Source organism: Lachnospiraceae bacterium GAM79 (assembly GCA_020735665.1).
Lineage (GTDB): Bacteria > Bacillota > Clostridia > Lachnospirales > Lachnospiraceae > Coprococcus.
Genome location: CP085928.1, coordinates 682,916 through 704,828 on the forward strand (window position 1 = coordinate 682,916; position 21,913 = coordinate 704,828).

A 21,913-nucleotide genomic window follows, 5' to 3' on the forward strand; every position below is an offset into this window, starting at 1 on the left:
GGATTTATAGACATCACTATATCATAATGCAATGCAGAAAAGATATATGATGTCTTGGAAGCAGTCAGTAGTTTAGTGAGTGATTAAACTAATGACGGCAACCGGCTTGCATATAAGCTGGAAAACAAGTGAATGGTCGCATATGGAGGGTCAAACATAGAGACCATTTTGAGGGTGACAGGTTGTTCACCTTATAGCCTGTAAGATACAGGCGTATTCTATTTTTATTTATATGGGGTGAACAGCATGTAAGCTGGTACTCAGGCAATTAAGGGAGAATTCCCGACAAAACTACTGATTAGCGAGGGAGGCTATTTAAAATGGCGAGTAATAAAAAAGTCTTAACAATCGACATTACAAATGAAAGTATTACTATCACAGAAGTAACCGCTTCTGAGAAGAAGACTTCAACCGTACATAATGCCATCATCTTTGAGACTCCGGAAGACTCATACGAAGATGGTTTTATCAGAGACAAAGAAAGAATTGCAGAAGCAATCAGATCACAGCTTGCTGCAAACGGAATCACTAACAAGGACGCGATTTTCGTCCTTACCTCTACAAAGATCGTTAACAGAGAGGTCCTTGTGCCTTTCGTTAAGGAGAACAAAATCAAAGGAATTATTAATGCGAACTCATCAGAGTATTTCCCTGTTAATATAGAGGATTACACCGTATCCCATTCTGTATTAGAGACAGTCACTGATGAAGAAAATAACAAACAGTTAAGAGTCCTTGCTGTAGCAGCACCGACCAGTATGGTTCGTTCCTACTATGAAGTGGCAGCACTTGCGGGACTGAAAGTAGTGGCGCTCGATTACATTGGAAATGCCATGTTACAGCTGATCAAGACACAGACCAGTGAGAACATGACAACGATGGTAATCCAGTTAGGTAGTGAATCTACCGTATTAAATATTGTAAAAGGAGATATCCTTTTACTCCAGAGAACTGTACCATATGGTACCAATGTTGTAGTAAATGAAGTAATGGATGCAAAGGGCGTAGATGCAACGACAGCTATGACCTTACTTCAGAATGAACGTCTGATCACAGTTGATTTCGATGATAATGCGATCACCGGTTCATTCCGTTACCTGATCAATAACATTGGACGTGTGATGGATTTCTTTGCATCAAAAAATCCGGATAAGCCGATTGATGATGTATTCCTGACAGGCGATGGAGCACTGATCAAAGGAATCGATGGTTTATTCAAGGTACAGCTTAATGTATCAACCAGAGTTATGGATAGTTTATTCAATATCAAGTTTGACCCGAAGATTGATTTGAAGATTTATAATCCTGTATACCTTATGGTTCCTATCGGTGCGGCTTTTGCACCTATGGGATTTGTAATATCAGAAGGGGCAACAGCATCTAAGAAAGAAGGAGCTGTTGATTCTACGCCTTTTGTAGTTGCATTTCTGATTCTGGCAGTGCTCGTTGCCGGTGGTGTGACTGCGGCTTCATTTATCATGAAGAATAAGGCACAGAGTGAGCTGGATGATGTAAACCGAAAGATTGAATCAATTAAAGATATTGAAACCATTGTACAGGACTATGAGGATGCAGAGAGCATCTATGTGGATGCCATGAGCATGTACAGCTACACTAAGAATCTGAATGAGAATGTAGTAACCTTTATCAATGCTTTAGAAGAGAAGATGCCAAAGGGAACAGAAGTAACAGCGTTCAATTCAGATGCGAGCGGTGTATCCATATCCGGTACTGCAGAAAAGTATGACGATGTTGCGGGTCTTGCGATCAGCTTAAAAGAAATTGACTGTATCGATAATTCATTCATCGGAAGCATTACAGAGAATGTAGATGAGGAATCAGGCAAGACTACATATGATTTCACTGTAACCTGTATCTATGTGGATGCGAATGCATCAACAGAAGATACTACAGAGACAGATGCAACATTAGCTCAGTAAGGAGGGTACGAACATGGATGCAATGACAAAAGGACAAAGAAATTTATTATTATTTTTATTGGGTGTTGTAATATTATTCGTGCCGATTCGTTATGTGGCTATGAATAATTTTGAAGACCGGAAGAGTATCATATCCGAAAAGGACAAACAGCAGGTTTACTATAATGATCTGAAGTCAAAGGATGTAAATCGTGACCAGTATATTAAAGATACAGAGAACTATAAGAAAGAGTATCAGGCAATCCTTGATGAATTCCCATCAGAGCTCTATCAGGAGAATACAATTATGTATTTACAGGGTATCAAGGATGAATATAAGTTTGACTTCCCTTCTGTAACGATGGGAGAAGAACAGTTATTCTACACACTCGGAACCGGTGCGGTAGGTGATGCTACACTCGGAGATGGAGCAGCAGCAACCGATACGACTGCGGCTGACACAACCGTAGCTGATAGTGCTGCAGCTTCAGGAGATAATTATAACTGCTATTCAGCGAACTTCCCTGTTACCTATTCAGGTTCATACAAGGATCTTAAGGATGTCATTGATTATATTCAGAGTGGAGACTTCCGTATGACTGTTGATTCTATCAGTATCGCTTTTGATGAGGAGACAGGAAAATATACAGGTGATATGTCATTCACATCATACGCAGTAAATGGTGGAGACAGAACTACAGATCAGGTAGATGTTAATGTTCAGAACGGAAAGGATAATATCTTCGGTAACCCGACAAAGAAGTCAACAGCTACAACAACTACATCAAGCGATAATGCTCAGTAGGTAGTTATAAACCTGAAACCCGTAAACAGTTTTTAAACGGAGTGAGAAGTAGAAAATGACAAAGAAAAACAATAAAGGCTTTAGTTTGATAGAAGTAATCATTGCTGTAGCCGTATTTGCCATATTGATCGTTCCTCTTACCTCCCAGTTGATTTCCGCTGTTAATATCAATAAGAAATCAACCAAGAAACAGTATGCCATTGATAAAGCAGAACAGATCATGGAAAGCTTTAAAACTGCAGATATGAGTAGTAGTGCCATCAGTATACCTGATGGCAATTCTACAGGTAGCTATAATTTCACCTGCACAACTACAACTCCGAAAACAACGGATAATAAGATTGCCGGAGTGAAGAAGGTGAATTATACGGAGAAGACATACACATGTAATGACATATCTATAGGAGGAAATTACGCGAAGTATGGCTGTACAGTCACGGTCAGTGATCTTGCACAGCAGGTTGCTGCGATGGGGTATATCTGGGATCCGGCAACAGGAGATGCAAAAGTTGATGAAAATGGTGATTATGTTAAGATCACATCTTCAGTAGGTACTGTTCGTACACTGGATAATAAACAGGCAGCGATCATTGCCGGGGCAACTTACACAGGTGATACCGGAACCGCAGATGGAAATAATCTGGATAATCAGGCAAGTGCATATTTTAAGGATCAGAAGACAGAACTGTTAAAGAGTCATACAGTGCAGTATAATCAGATGCTTTCCAGTGATGGTGATGAATTCTGGAAGAATGATGAGTTCTCAAAGACAACGACGATTAAAGTGTCAAAGACTGCAAATAACAAATATCGTGTGCAGTGTATCGTAAAGTATGTAGATAAGACAACAATCGGCGTTATTAAGTCTGAATATGAGAACAATACAAATAACGTATATAAACCAGCCAGTGCAAATGGAGAAGGTGTAGTATATCAGAATGATTATGATAAACTGCCACCAATCTATCTGTTATATGTTCCTGCAACCAGTAATGGTATCTATGTAAATCGTGATTATGTGAATATAGATACAAATGCATTAGATGCGGATGAAAAGGCAAAGATTTATATTTTCCAGACTGTAGCAGATATTGATGATAAGTATGCAGAAATTATCAATGAAGCTTTGCAGGGCGGTGATAGCAGCAAGACACTTGATGATCTGATTTATGTAAATAATCAGCATAAGGTATCTCCATCATCTGTAAAGGTGCGTGTGAATTTTGCAGATTCAACCGGAACACTTAAGAAACCGGCAGATGAAGCAAAGATTAATACATTAGCCGGAAAGACTAAAGTATATGCGAACTTTACAGTAGATAAACCAAATTCAACTGTAAGTGTTATGGGAACAAAGGATGATACGGCGGACGATGTCTATATGTACGATCTGACTGTTCTTATGGAAGAAAAAGACAGTAATGATAAGACGACTGACAAGACGACTATATCAGGAACAAGGGGGAATTAGAAGATGCTTAAAAAATTAAAGAGCAGACTGAAGCACATGAGTAATCGTGGTTCCAGTTTTGTCCTTGTAATTGTATCTGCAACGTTTTTGAGTATTCTGGTATCCGCCCTGTTAATGGGTATGTTATTAGCATACAAACTCAGATATTACAAGATTAATTCATTGAATAACTTCTACAGTGTAGAGAAGGCAATGGATGAGATTTATGCAGGAATTGGTGCAACGACAAATGAACACTTATATTCCGCATATACAACGACTGCAGAGTTAGTTGTATATTATAAAGATGGAAAGTATACGAATCTTTCTGAGACAGAGGCAAATAATCTGTTCAAAAAGTTTTTTATGCAGGGAATTATGGATGATGATAATCTGAATAAAATCCCTACATTAGTAGCTACATTGCAGGGTTATATTACAGATCCGAATGTTACACTTGATTGTGATAATCTTCGAATTGTATATACAGATAATGCGGGAAAACACAGTTATATCAAATATGTTAAGAATTCCCTGACGGGAGATATTTCCGGACAGACAAATACGGAACCGGGATTTAATTCAGGAACTGTAGAGACGATTGCATTTAAGAACGTAGGTGTTAAGAGAACAATTACATTGACTGCTGCAACAGATAGGGAGACGATGGCTCCAGGAACGTATGAGCAGTCAATTATGACGGACTTGGTACTTAAAAAACCAGAATATAATGTTTCGTTTGATATGACAGGTATAAACAGCAATAGTTTGTATAGTTATGCATTTCTGGCAGATATGGGACTGCAGGTATCCGGAACAACTACGAATTATAACGATGCAAGTGCAACAGTTGTAAATGTTAAAGGAAATGTATACACAGCATCTGATTATTATAATAAAGATTATAATGCTGTGACTGCAACAAAAGTTACAAACAAATATAATGATAGTGTTGTAAGAAACTGGGGCGCTACAGATGAAAGCGCTAATTCTGGTATTTTTGTTGACAAAGCATCATTGACAATGAATTCAGATGTTATTGTAAATTCTGGTGCATTGACAGCATATAATGGTGCAGATATTACTCTTTCAGGTAGAAGTTCGAACCTTTCAGAGCTCTGGACCGATAATATTATCATTGATGGAGATAAAGGCGGTTCTATTACAGCGGCAGCAAACGCTTATGTATATGATGATACAGAGTTAAATGCAGAAGAATCTAATTTGACATTCTTTAAGGGTACATACTTTGGATATAGCTATTCTACAGATGATATTCGGAGCATTAAGCTTCTCGGGAATGCGGGCAAACTCCCTACAAATTACAGTTTAAAATCTCATTTTAGTGATAGTGCGATTATTGTAAATGGTAAGAAGTCCACATTGGATCTGAAGAGCTTACAATCTCTTTATATTGCGGGTAAATCATATATTGAGTTCTCAAAAGTGGCAGCTTCTTCTATCACAGATGCTAATGAGAGAAAAGAACTCGGTCTTGTTGATGCAGATGGAAATGAAAAGAATCTGGACTATGCATTTACAACATTGAAGGATTATTCAACTGGTCAGTCGCTTGATGTGAAATCCAATCAGTTGATTTTCCTGACACAGTGGGAGCCGGTTGCAGGCAGCGAGACAGTAGATTCAAATGGTTATACACATGTTAAGTTGAAGTTCCCAAATAGTTTTAACAATGATGTTAAATTAAAGGAATTATACAAAGAGTTTACTGAAAAACTGAGTAATAATGAATTGGTAGTTAATGCGATCAAACAGACGGTGTCTGGTCATGATTATTATTATCTTTATATTAAAGCGGGAGATAATAAGCAGAGTAATGTAGAAGAAGCAGAAGCTTTTGTAAAGAAGTATTATGATCTTCTGGCAGAGAATCTGGAAGAAACAAATAAGAAGATATATAACGTATCTAATTATGACAGCTTCGATGTGACATTGTTACTTCCTGTTGGTGCAGATGGCAAGGTAGATTCTTCTAAGGTTGGTTCAGGCGCGGCTGTAACGGCACAGAATAAGAATGACGGATCTTTATATATTCAGGCATCAACAAAGAGTACGATGAGTGTTGAAACGGCTTTAAAAGCAGCAGCTACATCTAAGACATTCACCATGTTGCTTGGAAATGGAGACACGACAGCAAATAATCTTGCTTATGAAAACCTTAAAACAAGTGCAGGACAGTTAACTGGATCAGATTCTGAAACAGAGGCACATAAGGTGAGTAATTTCCTTAATTACATGTATATCAACATGAAAGATCATCTGTCTGTATTAAACAATAAGGTGTTGGATGCTGAAGGTAAGGAGACCGATGAAGAGCAATCTGCATGGGCATTAGTAAAATATACAGATTATACAGAGACCAGTAATGGAAAGCAGTCTCAGAAGTACAGATACGAGCATGCACAATTCAAAAATGTAGGTGCTAATAAAGGTGATTATACAAGAACTCAGTTAGCATCAGGCGAGTATCAGTACACATATGTTGGCAAGGATGCAGATGGAAAGTATAAGGGAGATTATGTAAGAAGTGATTCGTACTCTTATAATTACAGTCTGACACCATTAAATAACTATGTTGACTTTACAAAGATTTTTGGAACGCATACACTGCCTGACGGCACTAACCATACAGCGCATAAGAATATCAGTAAAACGATTTCGTCTGATGATGGATCAGCAGATTCGATTCTTGTTATCAATGATGGAGATGTAACGCTTGATACAGCTACAGGCAATTCATTACAGGGTATTGTTATCTGCGGTGGCGATGTGAAGTTCAGTAACAAGGTAAAGTCATTCAGAGGATTGATTATAGCAGGTGGTAAGGTTATCTGTGATAGCAGCATTAGTATATCAGCAGATGTATCTTATACAGCGAGTGTGCTGAAGAAGTGCGCAGACAGCACAGATACAGATGTAAGCGTAGTTACAAGAGAAATCTTAAAGAACTATGTAAAAGAAGAAAAAGACAGTAGTGCAGAGGTGAAGAGTTCTACTTTATCTGACATCTCTTATAGTGATATTCTTGAATTCCAGAACTGGAAGAAGAATGTAGATTAGGAGGGGTGAAGATGAAGAAAAGAAACAATGCTGGATATTCTCTGGTAGAACTGATTATTGTTCTTGGAATAATAGCGGTGTTATCCGGACTGGCAGCTGTTACGATATCAGCGATATCAACTGCCCGGGCTACCTCGGCTAAAGAGTCATTCAATGAGGAATTGTCTACATTAGTAAAATTGACAAAATCTCAAAATAAAAAAGCTGCTATGTTGATTGAAAAGGTTGACGATAAATATCAGATTACATACGGAACCTTTACGGGTGATGTTACGCGTAAAGCGAATGGAGACCCTTCAGATGATTTTAAAGACAGAGCTAACTTTACTGCAGACACATCAATAGATACTATAACGCTGGATCGCGTAAAGATTATGTACGCGGCAAAATCTTCAGATACCGCAAAAGAGGTTACTGAAGTAAATGGCACAGCGGGTTTTATGATCGTTATGTTTAATAAAGCAGATGGTTCGGTTTGGTCGGGAGATGGTATTTATACTTTCAATAAGGAGCGGTCGAATGCATCAGTAGGTAAAGTAACATTAAACAAAACGACTGGTAGTCATTATACAGGATCATAAGGAGGGATGAATAGTGAAAAAAACAGAGAATAAGGGTTTCACTTTCATTGAACTGGTACTTTACATAGGTATCTTAAGTGTATTTATGGTAGCAGTTACAACCCTGATTGGATCAGTGGTTGCTTCCAATCGGAAGATGACATCCAGAAAGAAGATACAGACACAGGCTGAAGAAGCCTATGATACTATGTCTGATATGCTGATGGCAGCAACAGATGTTAAGATTTATGCAAAAGCAAAGCGAGTAGGTGAAACATCATCGAAAGAAGGCGTATATCTGGTTCCTGATGCGTCGGATTTAAGACAGGATGATGGTTCTTATAAAGAAGGAGGCGGAAACAAAACAGTGCAGGTAGCCCCTTCTTCAAATCCTGCAAGCGGATCGAATAAAAGACCTTGCTACAACATCGGTGAGTTGGATAAAGATGTAGCACTCAGTACGGTATCGACAACGGTAGGTTCAAAGACGGCGGATAAGCTTTATATTAAGCTTAATTATGCATCCGGTCTGGATTCAACAACAGGTGATAGCGAGATAACAAGTTGTACTCTATTATATGATAAGACAAACAAGAAGTTATATGCTTACAGAATGAAGGCGTCTAATTCCGGAGGCGGATCATTTATTGATTCAAGTAATGATGAGGCCTGTCTGCTTGCAAAGAATGTTGAGCAGTTTGATGTGAAGGTGAATCCGGATGAGGATAGTTTTGCAATCACCATGAAACTTCAGGATGCACAGACAGCAGCATCTTATACAGTGGATGGAGTTGTCAGCCTTAGAAATTCAAATGTGTTAAAAGCGCATTCAAACTAAAAGGAGGAAAGAATAGTGTTTAAGAATAAAAAAGTTGTTTTATCTTCCGTAGCAATCATCTTTACACTGATTGTTAGTGCGGTATTCGTCAATTTCACATTAGCTAATTCTGGAACTCCTGTAAATGAAAATAACGCAGAACTGAGTGCTGCAACAGGACTTGTAGGCTATTCGAATATTGACCTTGCGGTTATCAATTCGAACAGCGCCAGTTTAAAGGCAACAGGTGATGACAAATATCGTATTGTTCAGATCCTTCCAAAGTCTAAATCAAATGACGATATTGCGAAAGCAGATACAGATATGACTGCTAAAGTTACTGCATCAAACTATAAAGGTAATATCAAAAATGAGTCTGATTATACAAATACAACACCATTATGGAAGTATGTGTATGATGGTGAGTATTTCAGATATGCGGTATTTGATGGTTATAAGACGATTGCATCCCAGAAGATGGCAGCCGGAGCAGTGACATTAACAACGGTTACTGTTGACAATCTGAACAGTATGGATACAAATGCAAAAGCAATTTTATCTGCAGCGGATTTCATATATATCGTTGCACCGGATGAGAATGCATATGCATCAAAAGACAAAGATATAAGCGAAGCATTATATAATTGGCTTGTAAGCTATACAATGGATGACCGCCATCCGATCGTTCTTGATAAATATACACTTTGTGTAAAAGATGCAAGTTCGATAAAGGGAAATAATGATACATATCGTATGGGAACATTAGCATTCAAGTTGATTACAAAGAATCTGACAGCCCGTATAGATAATGTATTAGCAGTAGAGCCGGGATATTTCAATGTGCTTTATAAAGAAGCAAGTGATAATGATGTACCGGATCCAACCCAAAAGACAACAAAGACAATTTCAGATTTCATCCTTACAGCGGAACGTTCTGCGACAGAGGGTGGAAATGACTATATCAACAAAAACAGATATTATAAATGGTATGAAGATAATTCATTGACAGACTTCCTGAATTTCCAGACGAATCACAGTGATTCTGCATATATTAAGGTATCAAGTTCTATTGGTGGTATTACGGCTTCCAGAACAAAATGGGATTTTGATAATGCAGAAGTACTTGTTATTTCAAATGGTGAGTCATCGAGGATGTTTGATGAATTAGCAGCAAACAATGATTCCACACATATGGATGCAAGTGCCTATACTTTCAATAAGAAGACTAATACCTGGGAAGCAGAAGAAACAGCAGAGAACAGTGTATTCACAGGAGCCGCTTATGCAAGCCGTGGATACAGATATGTGCCAAGTGGTGCGAATATCTATGTTCTTCAGAGCCGTGATATCAAGAATGCTTTGACCTCAGGTGAAGGTGCTGTCTATTCAACGACCGATCTTTCAAATACCGGTTTTCAGGATGTTGCAACTAAGGAATTATCCGGAGAGGTTCGTTCATCTGTAGATCTTACCGGATCAAATGTATATCTTACTGTTACAATAGACGGAAAGACTTATCTGGTTGGTAAGAATGAGACAGAGAAGTATTCAGTTATGCTTTCATCTTTAGAAGGTGGAAACGGTTCTTTTGACAGTGCGACAAATACTTATGTGTACAATTATAATTTCTCATATCTGAATGCCGGTTCTGAATTCCAGTATGGAGTGATCATTGAGCCTGCCGGAACAGCAATTGATGAGCTTGTTGCAGCTGCAGGAAGTGGAACCGGAACAGGAACCGGAACTGGAACCGGAACTGGAACCGGAACTGGAACAGATGATACTATAGTGACGGGTGCTTATGAAGTTGGCAGCAATGGATGTAATTTCATTGTTACAAAGAATGGTGAGCAGAAATCAGCAGATTATGATTATACAAACGTTGCAGATACATATGCAGAGTTTACAAAGAAGACAACAGAATCAGATCCTGCTTATGATGCAAATTATTCATCAAACTTATCTTATGAATATACTGTTTTGGATTATTCAGAAGATTCTACAGAAGGTAGAGATAAGGCATTTAATTATGTCAATAAGTTATATCTAGATCACAAAGCGGAAGCACTTACCAAGAATTCTACAAAACAGGTGATTGACTTTACACAGTTTGATTTTATCTTTATCGAGTCGGGTGCTTATAAAGATGAGATTGGAAAAGATGCATATAAATCATTATGCGACGCTGTTGAAGGTGGTGTATATGTAATTGCCAGTGATAAAGCCGGAGATGGTGTTGGCTCTGGAGATGGTGATGATGACAATAATGGCGGAAATAAGACCATTATCAGTCCGTCAGCAAAAGCAATTGCAGATATCATTAATGCAGGTCAGTATCGTGATGGCTCTGATAATAAGTTCAAGGTTCTTGAAATTCAACCGGATTATCCGATTGATCGCGAGTTAGCAGAAACCAAGAATAAAAATTCTTCCTATTCAAAACATATGGATGGTTCAGAGATAAAGGGTGATTATTATACTGTTCCGTCAGATGTGATTGAGGGTAAGGCCAAAGAAGAACTTCAGAAGAATGTTGAGTATTATGACTTTGATCTGACAAAGGCCAAACTTGCATATGCAATAGATGGATTAAACTATGGTGATATCGAACTTACTCAGGTTTCTACGGAAGCATTGATCGGTATGAAAGATGATATCGCAACAAGTTATGATCTGGTTTATATCGGTGGTGATTATACAGCACTTGATAGAAGCGTTGAGGAAGTTTATTCTGCACATAGTGGTAATCTGAATGGTGATGCGATCAAAGCATTAGGTTATGGTTTACCGACATTCATTATGTACACACATACAGGTATGTTAGAGTATATTACAGATAATTATATGCCGGCAGATCTGGTAGGTAAGGCAGTATACATGCCTGAAAACGGTAATGATCTTACAAAGACAAAGTATGATGAACTTGTAGAATATATAGATGCCGGAAAACCGGTTATCTTCGGTGATGAACTGACATCTGTATATGAGAAGATGCAGGGTTACAATGTTAAGAACGGCGTGAATGCATTGACTCAGGTTCAGCTTCTTTCAGGTTACTGGTTTAAAGATGATGGAACGATCGAAAAGGGAAATTATTACCTGGATCCATCTTCCAGAGTGTATAAGCTTGTGAAGTATGCATATGATAAAAAAGCAGCTTCTACAAGTGTGAAAAATGTATTATGGGGATATGATCATGATGATACGCAGATGATAGATAATCAGAATGGAACGTATGGTCAGACCTTATATACGGCGAAAGAGATCGGTACAGGCGGATCTTACAAGATTCATCTGACTACGGATGTAGAGAATGAGAGCTGGTTCCAGAATGACGATCCTTCAGTGATTAAGTCTTATGCAGTCGTACCATCTGATACGATGAAGACCTCACTGAACAGTCTGATCAAGAGTTCAGCAAGCAGAGTGAGAGTAGTATTTACAAATAAACCTGCTACCTATAAGGAAGGAATTACGAGTTCTTATCTGAGAACGACCAGTCTTCCATTTGAGTTCGAGGTCAGAAGCAGTAAGTCGGATGCCACATATACATATAAGTTATATTGTGATAAAGATCGTAACATGACATTTGATTCAAGTGATTATCATACAGAGGGAACTCTTACAAAAGGAGCTGCTTCTGCAGGAATGACATCATATACTGCATCAACCACATTGGAATTGGATGAAGACTTTTTCGGATCAGCCAGCTGGTATCTGGAGATCTATGAGGGAACTGAGCTTATAGCAACCAGTTCAGGGCTTAGTAAGGTTGTGAATGAGACAGCTGATAAGAACAATATCAATGTCCTTCAGATCCAGACAATGTATGATGGCCAGACAACAGACTTCCATAATTTTAAGGATACTTTATACTTTGATATTCAGTCTCAGTGGGCACATAAGATCATGTATTACAATGGCCTTACATCAGAACCGAAACTGGGATCAGAAGTAGCATTATCACAGTACAAATCACTTGGACGTCATGAGAACCGTTTTGGAATTGTACAGTATGACCTGAGTGCCGGAGATGATAACTGGTATTCAAACCTTGCAGATACGATTACGGATGATTATAATATCAATCTTGATATGGCGGTTATCAATAAGAATAAAGCAAGTTTTACAACAGCAGATAATGCAAGCGGAACTTATAACTGCCTGGAGCAGTGGGTTGCAGATGCAGAGACACTGTCCAAAGCAGGCGGTAAAGTTGATGGAATGACTCGGCAGGATTATGCAGATGGCTTGCAGGAGAAATGGACTGCATATCAGAATGCAAAGGCTGCTGTTGAAACTCCAAAGGAAAATATTGATAAGTATCTGGAGGGTGCAATCGACCAGTTTGGAAATGATGCAACTAAGATAGATACAGCAAAGTATGGTAAATACAGACAGGGTTCACAGTCTCTGCTTGGTGCATTGAACAGATGGGTACCGGAAAGTGAGATTGTGCAGCTGTTTAACTACTGTATAAAGACCGGAGATTATTCTATGATCTTCATGAAATATTATGGAGACAAGGGAACTAATTTCAATGAGTTTGGAACATATGGAACATTATTTACGGCATATCGTGATGCAAAGGATGCAGAGCTGAATGCAAAGGATGAGTATTATAAATACTTAAGAAGATCTTATGGTAAGGACTTCCTTAAGAAGATGTATTCTATCCTGGTACTTGGTCCTTCTGCAGCATTCTCACCATATGGAGACAGCACAAGTGCTTATGTTGATATGAATGCAACGACATGTCAGTACATTAAGGATTATGTAAAAGCCGGAGGAGATTTGTTCTTCTTCCATGATACAATGTCACCATATTCAAAGAAGGCGGGTGGTGCTTATACACTTACTACAAACTTGCTTGATATGGTTGGACTGAACCGATTCCATGTGGATCTTACAAACCAGAAGAGTTCATATGCTCAGACAAATGATGGCTATGAGTATAAGTCATATAAGGATAAGTCAGATACATATTATCTGACACCATACGGATTCAATACAACAGCCGGAATATCAGGAAAGCTGAATCAGACATCGGGAATCTATGACAGCACGATTAAGACATTAAAGAATTATAATTCAAATTATAATGTAACACAGATTCCGAGTGATAAGTCTAGCTGGAATATAAGTGCATTATCAATGTCATATCTGTATTTTGCAGTGAATAAGAGTATACATGCAGAGAATAATACACCATATATTTATTCAAAGATGGATGTAAACGGTGCACTTCGTACCACAACCAATGATGGTAACAGAGATGAGTCTGCATTTGCGCAGACAGCAAAGGCTTCCAGATTAAATGAAGGTCTGGTTACCCTGTATCCGTTTGCGATAGGTTCATCCCTGAATATATCGGGTACACATCAGCAGGCATATTCACTGGATCTTGAGGCTACGAAGACAACAGTCTGGTATACACTTGCAGGATGTAATAACAATGGTAATGCAAAGACAATGTCATCTTATTATGCTGCATCACCTTATGATGGAATGGAGAGTTACTTCATTTATACAACAGCGTATGGTAACGGAGCTATCACATATTGTGGAGCCGGTCATACATCTGTAACAGGTAATGGAACAAAGAATAATGATGAGAGAAAATTGTTCATCAATGTTATTATTAACAGTGCTTTAGCATCAGTGCCTAAGCCGGATGTAACATTGTTCCAGCCGGATACAAACTTTGTGAATGAGCTTGGTAAGGATGAGTCAGCAGGCAATAATATTTATCTGATTGAAATAGCAGATAAGACAACATCGCCAAACTTTGATGCAAAAATTGATATTCCGGACGGTATCACCGTAGATCGGATCAATGTGTATTATGATCTGGATCTGAATGATCAGGATCCTAAGAAGTTAAGTCCGGTATATTCTGCTACAAAGGATAAACTGGTTTGGAGCTGGAAACGTTCGGATATCGAAAAACAGTTTGTAAAGTTTACAGATGCAGAGTTGAAAGACAGAACGGATGAAAAAATCTGGAAGTGGAAAGCGTATGATGCTATTAAATCTCATCTGACAGAAGCAGAGAAAAACGAGTTATCACAGCATGGTTACATTGCATTGACAGAAGAAGAGAAGCAGGCAAAGATGACTTGGTTAGCTACTTTTGATGGATTTGTACAGTTTGATGATGCGACAGAAAAGATTAAGGTTAGAGATCAGTATTCAAATAATAAGCTGAAACCTTCAGAAGAGTGTTTTGCACCGTATGGTGGTAATTATACTTATATTGTTGTTGAAGTTTATTATGGCGGTGAAGCTACACCAGTACAGAAGATCATCAAGATTAAAGCTGCTGATCCACTCTTCAACCTGACACAGAACAATACAAACAGTATTGTAACTGTAGATGGTATTGAAGCAGAAAAATATACATTAGCTTAATATGAGCTATTAAAAACACATATTATAATTCCAGAGGCGGGCAGCAATGCCCGCCTTTTTGCTTGTAAGACCTGAAAGAAAATGCTACTATAACAACTAGATGATTACGAAATGCTGCCATATGAAAAAACCTATGGGAATTTTACGATCATTATATGAAATTAACAGAACAGCAGGAGAAGAGACAATATGATGATAGATGGAAAAACAAGAACGCTGGGACTTCTGGGAGATCCGGTGGAGCATACAATGTCACCGCTTATACATAATACATTAAGCGAGAAGCTCGGATTAAATAATGTATATGTTCCGTTTCATACAAAAGCAGAAAATCTAGAAGCTGCAGTAAAAGGTGCGTATGCGTTAAACATTCTGGGGTTAAATGTGACAGTTCCGCATAAGAATGAGGTTATGCAATATCTGTCAGAGTTAGATGAAGGCGGACAGGCGATCGGTGCTGTTAATACACTGGTACGGACAGAAAATGGATATAAAGGTTATAATACGGATATGATGGGACTTCTTCGTGAGGTGAGATCTTATGGAGTAGAGCTTGACGGACAGGACGTTATTATATTAGGAGCAGGCGGAGCGGCGAAAGCCGTAGCTTATATGTGTGTGTCAAACGGAGCAGGACATGTATATATCTTAAATCGTACTGTAGCCAAAGCACAGGCGATCGCGGATCATATGAATGATTTCTTTGGGAATCAGAGTATGACGGCTATGAGCATTCAGGACTATCACAAGCTTCCGGAGAAAAAATATATTGTATTTCAATCGACTTCAAAAGGCTTGTATCCGCATAGTGATGAAGTAGTGATTGAAGATCCGGCATTTTATAAGCTTGTATCGGTCGGAATCGATCTGATCTATAAACCATTCTCTACCGGATTCATGTCTCTGTGCAGATACGCGGGAGCAAAGAGCTATAATGGGCTGAAGATGCTTCTGTACCAAGGCATAATTGCATATGAATTGTGGAATGATATAACGATAGATGAAGAAACAGCAGATGAGATTTATCGGAAGTTGCTTAAAAAGACACGGGATAATATCATCCTGACAGGTTTTATGGGATCCGGAAAGACAACAGTCGGAAAGCTGTTATCTGAAAGATACGGATATACCTTCATAGATACAGATCAGTATATAGAAGAAAAATGTGGTTGTACGATCGCTGAATTATTCAGTAAAAAGGGCGAAGCATATTTCAGACAGTTAGAGACAGATATACTAAAAGAACTGAACGCATCGTTAACGCATGCGGTACTTTCGACCGGCGGTGGCCTTCCGCTCCGGGAGGAGAATGCAGCAGAGCTTGCAACCCTCGGAACAGTTATTTATTTACAGATTACCCCGGAAGAGGTCATATCTCGATTATCGGGGGACAATACCCGACCTCTCTTATCAGGCGACGATCCGGAACAGAAGGTACGCGATCTCTTAACCTACCGCACCCCGTTATATGAACGCGTGGCAGATTTGACAATTCCTGCCACCGGACAATCCCCTGAGTATATTGCAGAAGAAATAATTAGCAGAATGTAAGATAAACTATGTGTTTAATTAAAAACAAAAACTATAATGTATTTCAGAAACTGTTAGGATTATACGCAATAGTTGTATGAAACAATTAAAAAATTTTGAATCAAGAATGATAGAGGGTGTAGAACTTTTATATCCCCATTCCCAGATTGGGGGTTGTGATATGTCTCTGTAATAAGCCTTTTTCAACGTCGGCCCTTAGTGAGCCGGATTTTTCGGCGAGCTTAGTGCCGTTACGTTGAAATAGAGCGCAAGAGCCTTATGAAAGAGACATATCAAGCCGCTAATCGTCCGGGAGGTCAGGAAACGCCTAAGGAATTGGTAAAAAGTAGTTGAAATATTCTGTAGAATATTATAAAATGTCACAAGAAGTTCATATCTTAAGGAGGAAAAGAAAATTATGGCAGAGATGATCTCAGCAGGTGATTTCAGAAATGGTGTTACGATTGAATTTGAAGGAAATATTTATCAGATTATAGAGTTCCAGCATGTAAAGCCTGGTAAAGGTGCTGCATTTGTAAGAACAAAGCTTAAGAATATCAAGAGTGGTGGTGTGGTAGAAAAGACATTCCGTCCAACAGAGAAGTGCGAGAAGGCTCATATCGAGAGAAAAGATATGCAGTATCTGTACAATGACGGTGATCTTTACTACTTCATGGATCCGGAGACATACGATCAGATTCCATTGAATAAAGCAGCGATCGGAGATGCATTAAAGTTCGTTAAGGAGAACGAGATCTGTAAGCTTGTTTCTCACAATGGTTCTGTATTCGGTGTAGAGCCACCATTATTTGTAGAATTACTGATCACAGAGTGCGAGCCTGGTGTAAAGGGTGATACAGCTACAGGTGCTACAAAGCCTTGTGTAGTTGAGACAGGAGCAACACTCTATGTTCCTTTATTTGTAAATGAAGGAGATACGATCAAGATCGATACACGTACAGGCGAGTATCTTTCAAGAGTTTAATTCGATCAGAATATAAGAGAGATAGTAGGAGCTGGTCATATATGATTAGGCTCCTATTACACTTTACAAACATTTTTCAGGAGGAAATGACATGGCAACAGCATATAATCATAAAGTTGTTGAGAAGAAGTGGCAGAAGGTCTGGGATGATAACAAGGCTTTTGCTGCAACAGATGATTACAGTAAACCAAAGTATTACGCATTAGTTGAGTTCCCTTATCCATCCGGACAGGGACTTCATGTTGGTCATCCAAGACCATATACAGCACTCGATATTGTAGCCAGAAAGAGAAGAATGCAGGGTTATAATGTTCTTTATCCAATGGGTTGGGATGCATTTGGACTTCCGACCGAGAATTATGCGATCAAGAACAAGATCCATCCAAAGGAAGTAACAAAGAATAACGTAGCAAGATTTAAGGCACAGCTTCATTCCCTTGGATATTCATTTGACTGGGATCGTGAGATCAATACAACAGATCCGGAATATTACAAATGGACACAGTGGATCTTCCTGAAGTTATTCAAGGCAGGTCTGGCATATAAGAAAGAAATGCCGATCAATTGGTGTACATCCTGTAAGGTTGGTCTTGCAAATGAGGAAGTTGTAAATGGTGTCTGCGAGCGTTGCGGTGCGCCGGTTGTCCGTAAGGTCAAATCCGAATGGATGTTAAAGATCACAGAATATGCAGATAAGCTGATCGAAGGGCTCGATACTGTTGATTATATTGAGCGAGTAAAAGTATCACAGAAGAACTGGATCGGACGTTCTACAGGTGCGGAAGTAGATTTCCGGATCAAAGGAAAAGAAGATAAGCTTCGTATCTACACAACCAGATGTGATACATTATTTGGAGCAACTTATATGGTTGTATCACCGGAGCATCCATTGCTTGATAAATATAAAGATGAGATCAAGAACTGGTCTGAGATCGAAAGCTACAGAGAGCAGGCTGCCAGAAAGTCCGATTTTGAGCGTTCCGAGCTTGCAAAGGATAAGACCGGTGTAGCTATCGATGGTCTGGTAGCGATCAATCCTGTAAATGAGAAGGAGATCCCAATCTGGGTATCCGATTATGTACTGATGTCATATGGAACAGGTGCGATCATGGCGGTTCCTGCACATGACGAAAGAGACTGGGAATTTGCAAAGAAATTCGACCTGCCGCTTATTCAGGTAGTAGCAAAGGACGGAGAAGAAGTAGATATCAATGAAGCAGCATTTACAGATGTTGCAACAGGTGTTCTGATTAATTCCGGCTTCTTAAATGGCTTGCAGGTAAAAGATGCAAAAGAGAAGATGATCGAGTTCCTGGAAGAAAAGGGAATTGGTAAGGCAAAGGTTAATTATAAGCTCCGTGACTGGGTATTCTCCCGTCAGAGATACTGGGGTGAGCCGATTCCGATCATTCACTGTGATAAATGTGGTTATGTCCCTCTTAACGAAAGTGAACTTCCGTTGATGCTTCCGGAGGTAGAGAGTTATATGCCGACTGATAACGGAGAATCACCGCTTGCAGCTATGACAGACTGGGTAAATGTGAAGTGTCCATGCTGTGGAGGACCTGCAAAGCGTGAGACAGATACCATGCCTCAGTGGGCCGGTTCATCATGGTATTTCTTGAGATACACGGATCCAAAGAATACAGAAGCACTGGCAAGCAAGGAAGCATTAAAATACTGGCTGCCGGTTGACTGGTACAATGGTGGTATGGAGCATACAACACTTCATCTGCTTTATTCCAGATTCTGGCACAAGTTCCTGTATGATCAGGGCGTTGTTCCTACACCGGAACCATATCAGAAGCGTACTTCCCATGGTATGATCCTTGGTGAGAATGGCGAGAAGATGAGTAAGTCCAGAGGAAATGTTGTAAATCCGGATGATATTGTAAATGCATATGGTGCAGATACATTAAGAACATACGAGATGTTCATCGGAGCCTTTGATCTTGCTGCATCATGGTCAGATGATGGTGTAAAGGGATGTCGTCGTTTCCTTGAGAGAGTATGGAAGCTGCAGGATATCGTAGTAGATGGTGATGCTTACTCTAAGGATATGGAGACAAAGATGCATCAGACGATCAAGAAGGTTTCAACTGACTTTGAGAATCTGAAGTATAATACAGCTATTGCTGCTATGATGGCACTTGTAAATGATTTCTATAAGAAGAATGCAGTAACAAAGGGCGAAATGAAGACGCTTCTTACATTATTGAACCCGGTTGCACCGCATATCACAGAGGAAATGTGGAGCATTCTTGGTTACGAAGGATATCTTTATCAGGCATCCTGGCCGACATTCGATGAGGCAAAGACAGTTGAGTCGACAGTAGAGATCGCAGTTCAGATCAATGGTAAGATGAAGGCGACTCTTGCTATCAATAAAGACGATCCAAAGGATGATGTTATTGCAAAGGCAAAAGAAGCTATCGCAGACAAGCTGACCGGTAACATCGTAAAAGAAATTTATGTACCGGGAAGAATCGTAAACATTGTGATGAAATAAATCTGTCAAGCAAATAAAAAACAACATAAGCATGTAGAGCGGATGCTCGGAATGCGCATGTTGTGGGATGATTTCGGGAGTTCGAAGAACGTAGAAATCATATTATTTCATAAATAAAAATACAAAATAAGCAGTGTGCCTGCAAGGCAGGCAAAACTGCTTATTTATATTTTACAGGAAATTGCGGAACATAGCGATCTTCCGGCGTTCGGCAGGAGAAGCCTGTTCCATCATAATATCCATGATAAGATTGGATTCCTCTTTTGAGAAAGACAGATTACGTTTTTGAAGCTCCCGGTTTAACTGCATGATCTGAGGGAGCATCTGTTCCATAGTAGCATTGTGGGAACCGTTTGCAAGCTCCAGAATAATCTGACGTTTCAGGGGCATAAGATTTTTCAGGCGGGGGTCGTTTTCAAATTGATTCATGGCAATGGATCGTCCTTTCTGTTTTATAGGATTTATTTTGATTCCGGTTATATGTATGGATAATCTATAATGACCGGTTAGATTGCAGACCGGGTGTTCGTGTCGTATTCCTGTAACAACTGCATGATGTGATCCATGGAATTGTCGCTATGTTGGGATGATGACTGATCAGTTGTACCGGTATTTTCCGTGTTTTCATGTGTGGAGGAATCGTGAATTTTCCCATCTGTTCTGTTCCCCTGTATGGATGGATTATTATTTGTATATTCTGTATCTGTGGATATAGATGTATTATCCGGTGCAGCTTGAACGGTTTGGTCATAAGCCTGGAAAATGCTTTGAAAATCCGAAAACGCAGAATCGGTCCGGCTCATATCATTCATAACCTGCATCATATTCATTGCCTGCTGCATATTTTTCATTTGATCGGCGATATCCGAAAAACCACATTGAGCTAACGATGCCAGAATATCATTCTGATTATGGAAATCGCGGTTGAAATCACACTGACGAACATAGGACTGGTTGTTGATCACACGCATGATCTGTTGGAGTTCCATCATTTTCAGATAGATAATGAGCGGCATACGCATAGGTCCGTCAACAAAGGGGAGAATTGCTTCCAGAAGAAACAGACGATCATCGGATATTAATTTGTCAAGAGGATGAGAATGTGGTATCTGTGCCATACAATGCAAGGCTCCCTTCATTTCTTCAAAAGTAAGAGACGGTTTATCCGGATGGATTTTTCAGGTATGTAATGTAGTGCTTACAATTATTATTTATGAAAGAAATGGATATATAATGCATAAAAATATGAAAAAGAAATAACAACAGAATGAGTTGTTCCCTGTCTGTTATAAAGGAACAACCGGAATTATCAGGCGATTTCGGTGATAATTCCGGCATATAGTTCTTTTTTTACAGTTTTATATCCGTACAGAGGCTTTATAGCTGTTAAGGATATAGAACTGATATAGCTTATGACAGTCGGGGGTCAGAATTTCAGGATTAGCATCCACATCCACAACCGCAGTCATTTCCGTTGCCGCATCCACCACAGCAGCAAAGGAGGATCAGGATGATCCAGATGCAGTCGCATCCATTACTTCCGCCGCCACAGCCACAGTCATTTCCAAAACCATTTCCGCAGCATGAGAAGAGAAGAAGAAGGATGATGATGCAGGAGCAGCTGCCTCCGCCGAAACCAAACATTCCGTTTTTTCCACAACCGCACTGTGTTGCTGATAAATCACTCATGGTAAATACCTCCAATTTTCTTTATGCTATAGACTATTCGGTATTGATTCAAATGTTACAAAAACAGAAAAACAATATACGAAAAAAAAAGGATATGATATAATGAACGCAAAATTATTTGCTCGCAAGAATGCTGATTTTGCGAAATGCATAGAAT

The 21,913-nt window shown here is 39.2% G+C and carries 13 protein-coding genes; 10 read left to right on the forward strand and 3 right to left on the reverse strand.

Annotation, left to right across the window (positions count from 1 at the left end):
- The first annotated feature begins 320 nt into the window (after positions 1 to 320).
- The 10 genes from pilM (at position 321) to leuS (ending at position 20,067) form a co-directional block, all read left to right on the forward strand.
- On the forward strand, positions 321 to 1,940 hold the full coding sequence (pilM, locus tag LK416_03030; protein ID UEA75173.1) for a type IV pilus assembly protein PilM: 1,620 nt from the start codon (positions 321 to 323) through the stop codon (positions 1,938 to 1,940).
- 13 nt (positions 1,941 to 1,953) lie between these two features.
- Complete coding sequence (locus LK416_03035; GenBank protein UEA75174.1) at positions 1,954 to 2,724, forward strand: hypothetical protein; 771 nt, start codon at positions 1,954 to 1,956, stop codon at positions 2,722 to 2,724.
- 55 nt (positions 2,725 to 2,779) lie between these two features.
- On the forward strand, positions 2,780 to 4,195 hold the full coding sequence (locus tag LK416_03040) for a prepilin-type N-terminal cleavage/methylation domain-containing protein (GenBank protein UEA75175.1): 1,416 nt from the start codon (positions 2,780 to 2,782) through the stop codon (positions 4,193 to 4,195).
- Between the two features lie 3 nt (positions 4,196 to 4,198).
- On the forward strand, positions 4,199 to 7,255 hold the full coding sequence (locus tag LK416_03045; protein UEA75176.1) for a hypothetical protein: 3,057 nt from the start codon (positions 4,199 to 4,201) through the stop codon (positions 7,253 to 7,255).
- Positions 7,256 to 7,266: 11 nt separating this feature from the next.
- Complete coding sequence (locus tag LK416_03050) at positions 7,267 to 7,836, forward strand: type II secretion system GspH family protein (protein ID UEA75177.1); 570 nt, start codon at positions 7,267 to 7,269, stop codon at positions 7,834 to 7,836.
- Between the two features lie 13 nt (positions 7,837 to 7,849).
- Positions 7,850 to 8,653, forward strand: a complete 804-nt coding sequence (locus LK416_03055; GenBank protein UEA75178.1) for a prepilin-type N-terminal cleavage/methylation domain-containing protein — start codon at positions 7,850 to 7,852, stop codon at positions 8,651 to 8,653.
- Between the two features lie 15 nt (positions 8,654 to 8,668).
- Positions 8,669 to 15,043, forward strand: a complete 6,375-nt coding sequence (locus LK416_03060) for a DUF5057 domain-containing protein (GenBank protein UEA75179.1) — start codon at positions 8,669 to 8,671, stop codon at positions 15,041 to 15,043.
- A 189-nt stretch (positions 15,044 to 15,232) separates the two neighbouring features.
- On the forward strand, positions 15,233 to 16,594 hold the full coding sequence (gene aroE, locus LK416_03065; GenBank protein ID UEA75180.1) for a shikimate dehydrogenase: 1,362 nt from the start codon (positions 15,233 to 15,235) through the stop codon (positions 16,592 to 16,594).
- Between the two features lie 406 nt (positions 16,595 to 17,000).
- Positions 17,001 to 17,558 (forward strand): elongation factor P, encoded by a 558-nt coding sequence (gene efp, locus LK416_03070; GenBank protein UEA75860.1) that lies wholly within the window; start codon positions 17,001 to 17,003, stop codon positions 17,556 to 17,558.
- A gap of 91 nt (positions 17,559 to 17,649) precedes the next feature.
- Positions 17,650 to 20,067, forward strand: a complete 2,418-nt coding sequence (gene leuS, locus LK416_03075) for a leucine--tRNA ligase (protein ID UEA75181.1) — start codon at positions 17,650 to 17,652, stop codon at positions 20,065 to 20,067.
- Between the two features lie 171 nt (positions 20,068 to 20,238).
- On the opposite strand, the gene LK416_03080 is transcribed toward leuS, so the two are convergent.
- From LK416_03080 to LK416_03090, 3 genes are all read right to left on the reverse strand, one after another.
- Positions 20,239 to 20,496: a hypothetical protein gene (locus LK416_03080; protein UEA75182.1), complete on the reverse strand. Its 258-nt coding sequence runs from the start codon at positions 20,494 to 20,496 to the stop codon at positions 20,239 to 20,241.
- Positions 20,497 to 20,573: 77 nt separating this feature from the next.
- Positions 20,574 to 21,185, reverse strand: coding sequence for a hypothetical protein (locus LK416_03085; protein ID UEA75183.1), 612 nt, complete (start codon positions 21,183 to 21,185; stop codon positions 20,574 to 20,576).
- Positions 21,186 to 21,507: 322 nt separating this feature from the next.
- Positions 21,508 to 21,756 (reverse strand): chorion class high-cysteine HCB protein 13, encoded by a 249-nt coding sequence (locus LK416_03090; protein ID UEA75184.1) that lies wholly within the window; start codon positions 21,754 to 21,756, stop codon positions 21,508 to 21,510.
- Positions 21,757 to 21,913: the final 157 nt, after the last annotated feature.

Excerpts from the sequence above, each read along its gene's own strand:
- pilM (UEA75173.1), top strand. The coding sequence starts at position 321 with ATGGCGAGTAATAAAAAAGTCTTAACAATCGACATTACAAATGAAAGT.
- LK416_03035 (UEA75174.1), top strand. The coding sequence starts at position 1,954 with ATGGATGCAATGACAAAAGGACAAAGAAATTTATTATTATTTTTATTG.
- LK416_03040 (UEA75175.1), top strand. The coding sequence starts at position 2,780 with ATGACAAAGAAAAACAATAAAGGCTTTAGTTTGATAGAAGTAATCATT.
- LK416_03045 (UEA75176.1), top strand. The coding sequence starts at position 4,199 with ATGCTTAAAAAATTAAAGAGCAGACTGAAGCACATGAGTAATCGTGGT.
- LK416_03050 (UEA75177.1), top strand. The coding sequence starts at position 7,267 with ATGAAGAAAAGAAACAATGCTGGATATTCTCTGGTAGAACTGATTATT.
- aroE (UEA75180.1), top strand. The coding sequence starts at position 15,233 with ATGATGATAGATGGAAAAACAAGAACGCTGGGACTTCTGGGAGATCCG.
- efp (UEA75860.1), top strand. The coding sequence starts at position 17,001 with ATGATCTCAGCAGGTGATTTCAGAAATGGTGTTACGATTGAATTTGAA.
- leuS (UEA75181.1), top strand. The coding sequence starts at position 17,650 with ATGGCAACAGCATATAATCATAAAGTTGTTGAGAAGAAGTGGCAGAAG.
- LK416_03080 (UEA75182.1), bottom strand. The coding sequence starts at position 20,496 with ATGAATCAATTTGAAAACGACCCCCGCCTGAAAAATCTTATGCCCCTG.
- LK416_03085 (UEA75183.1), bottom strand. The coding sequence starts at position 21,185 with ATGGCACAGATACCACATTCTCATCCTCTTGACAAATTAATATCCGAT.
- LK416_03090 (UEA75184.1), bottom strand. The coding sequence starts at position 21,756 with ATGAGTGATTTATCAGCAACACAGTGCGGTTGTGGAAAAAACGGAATG.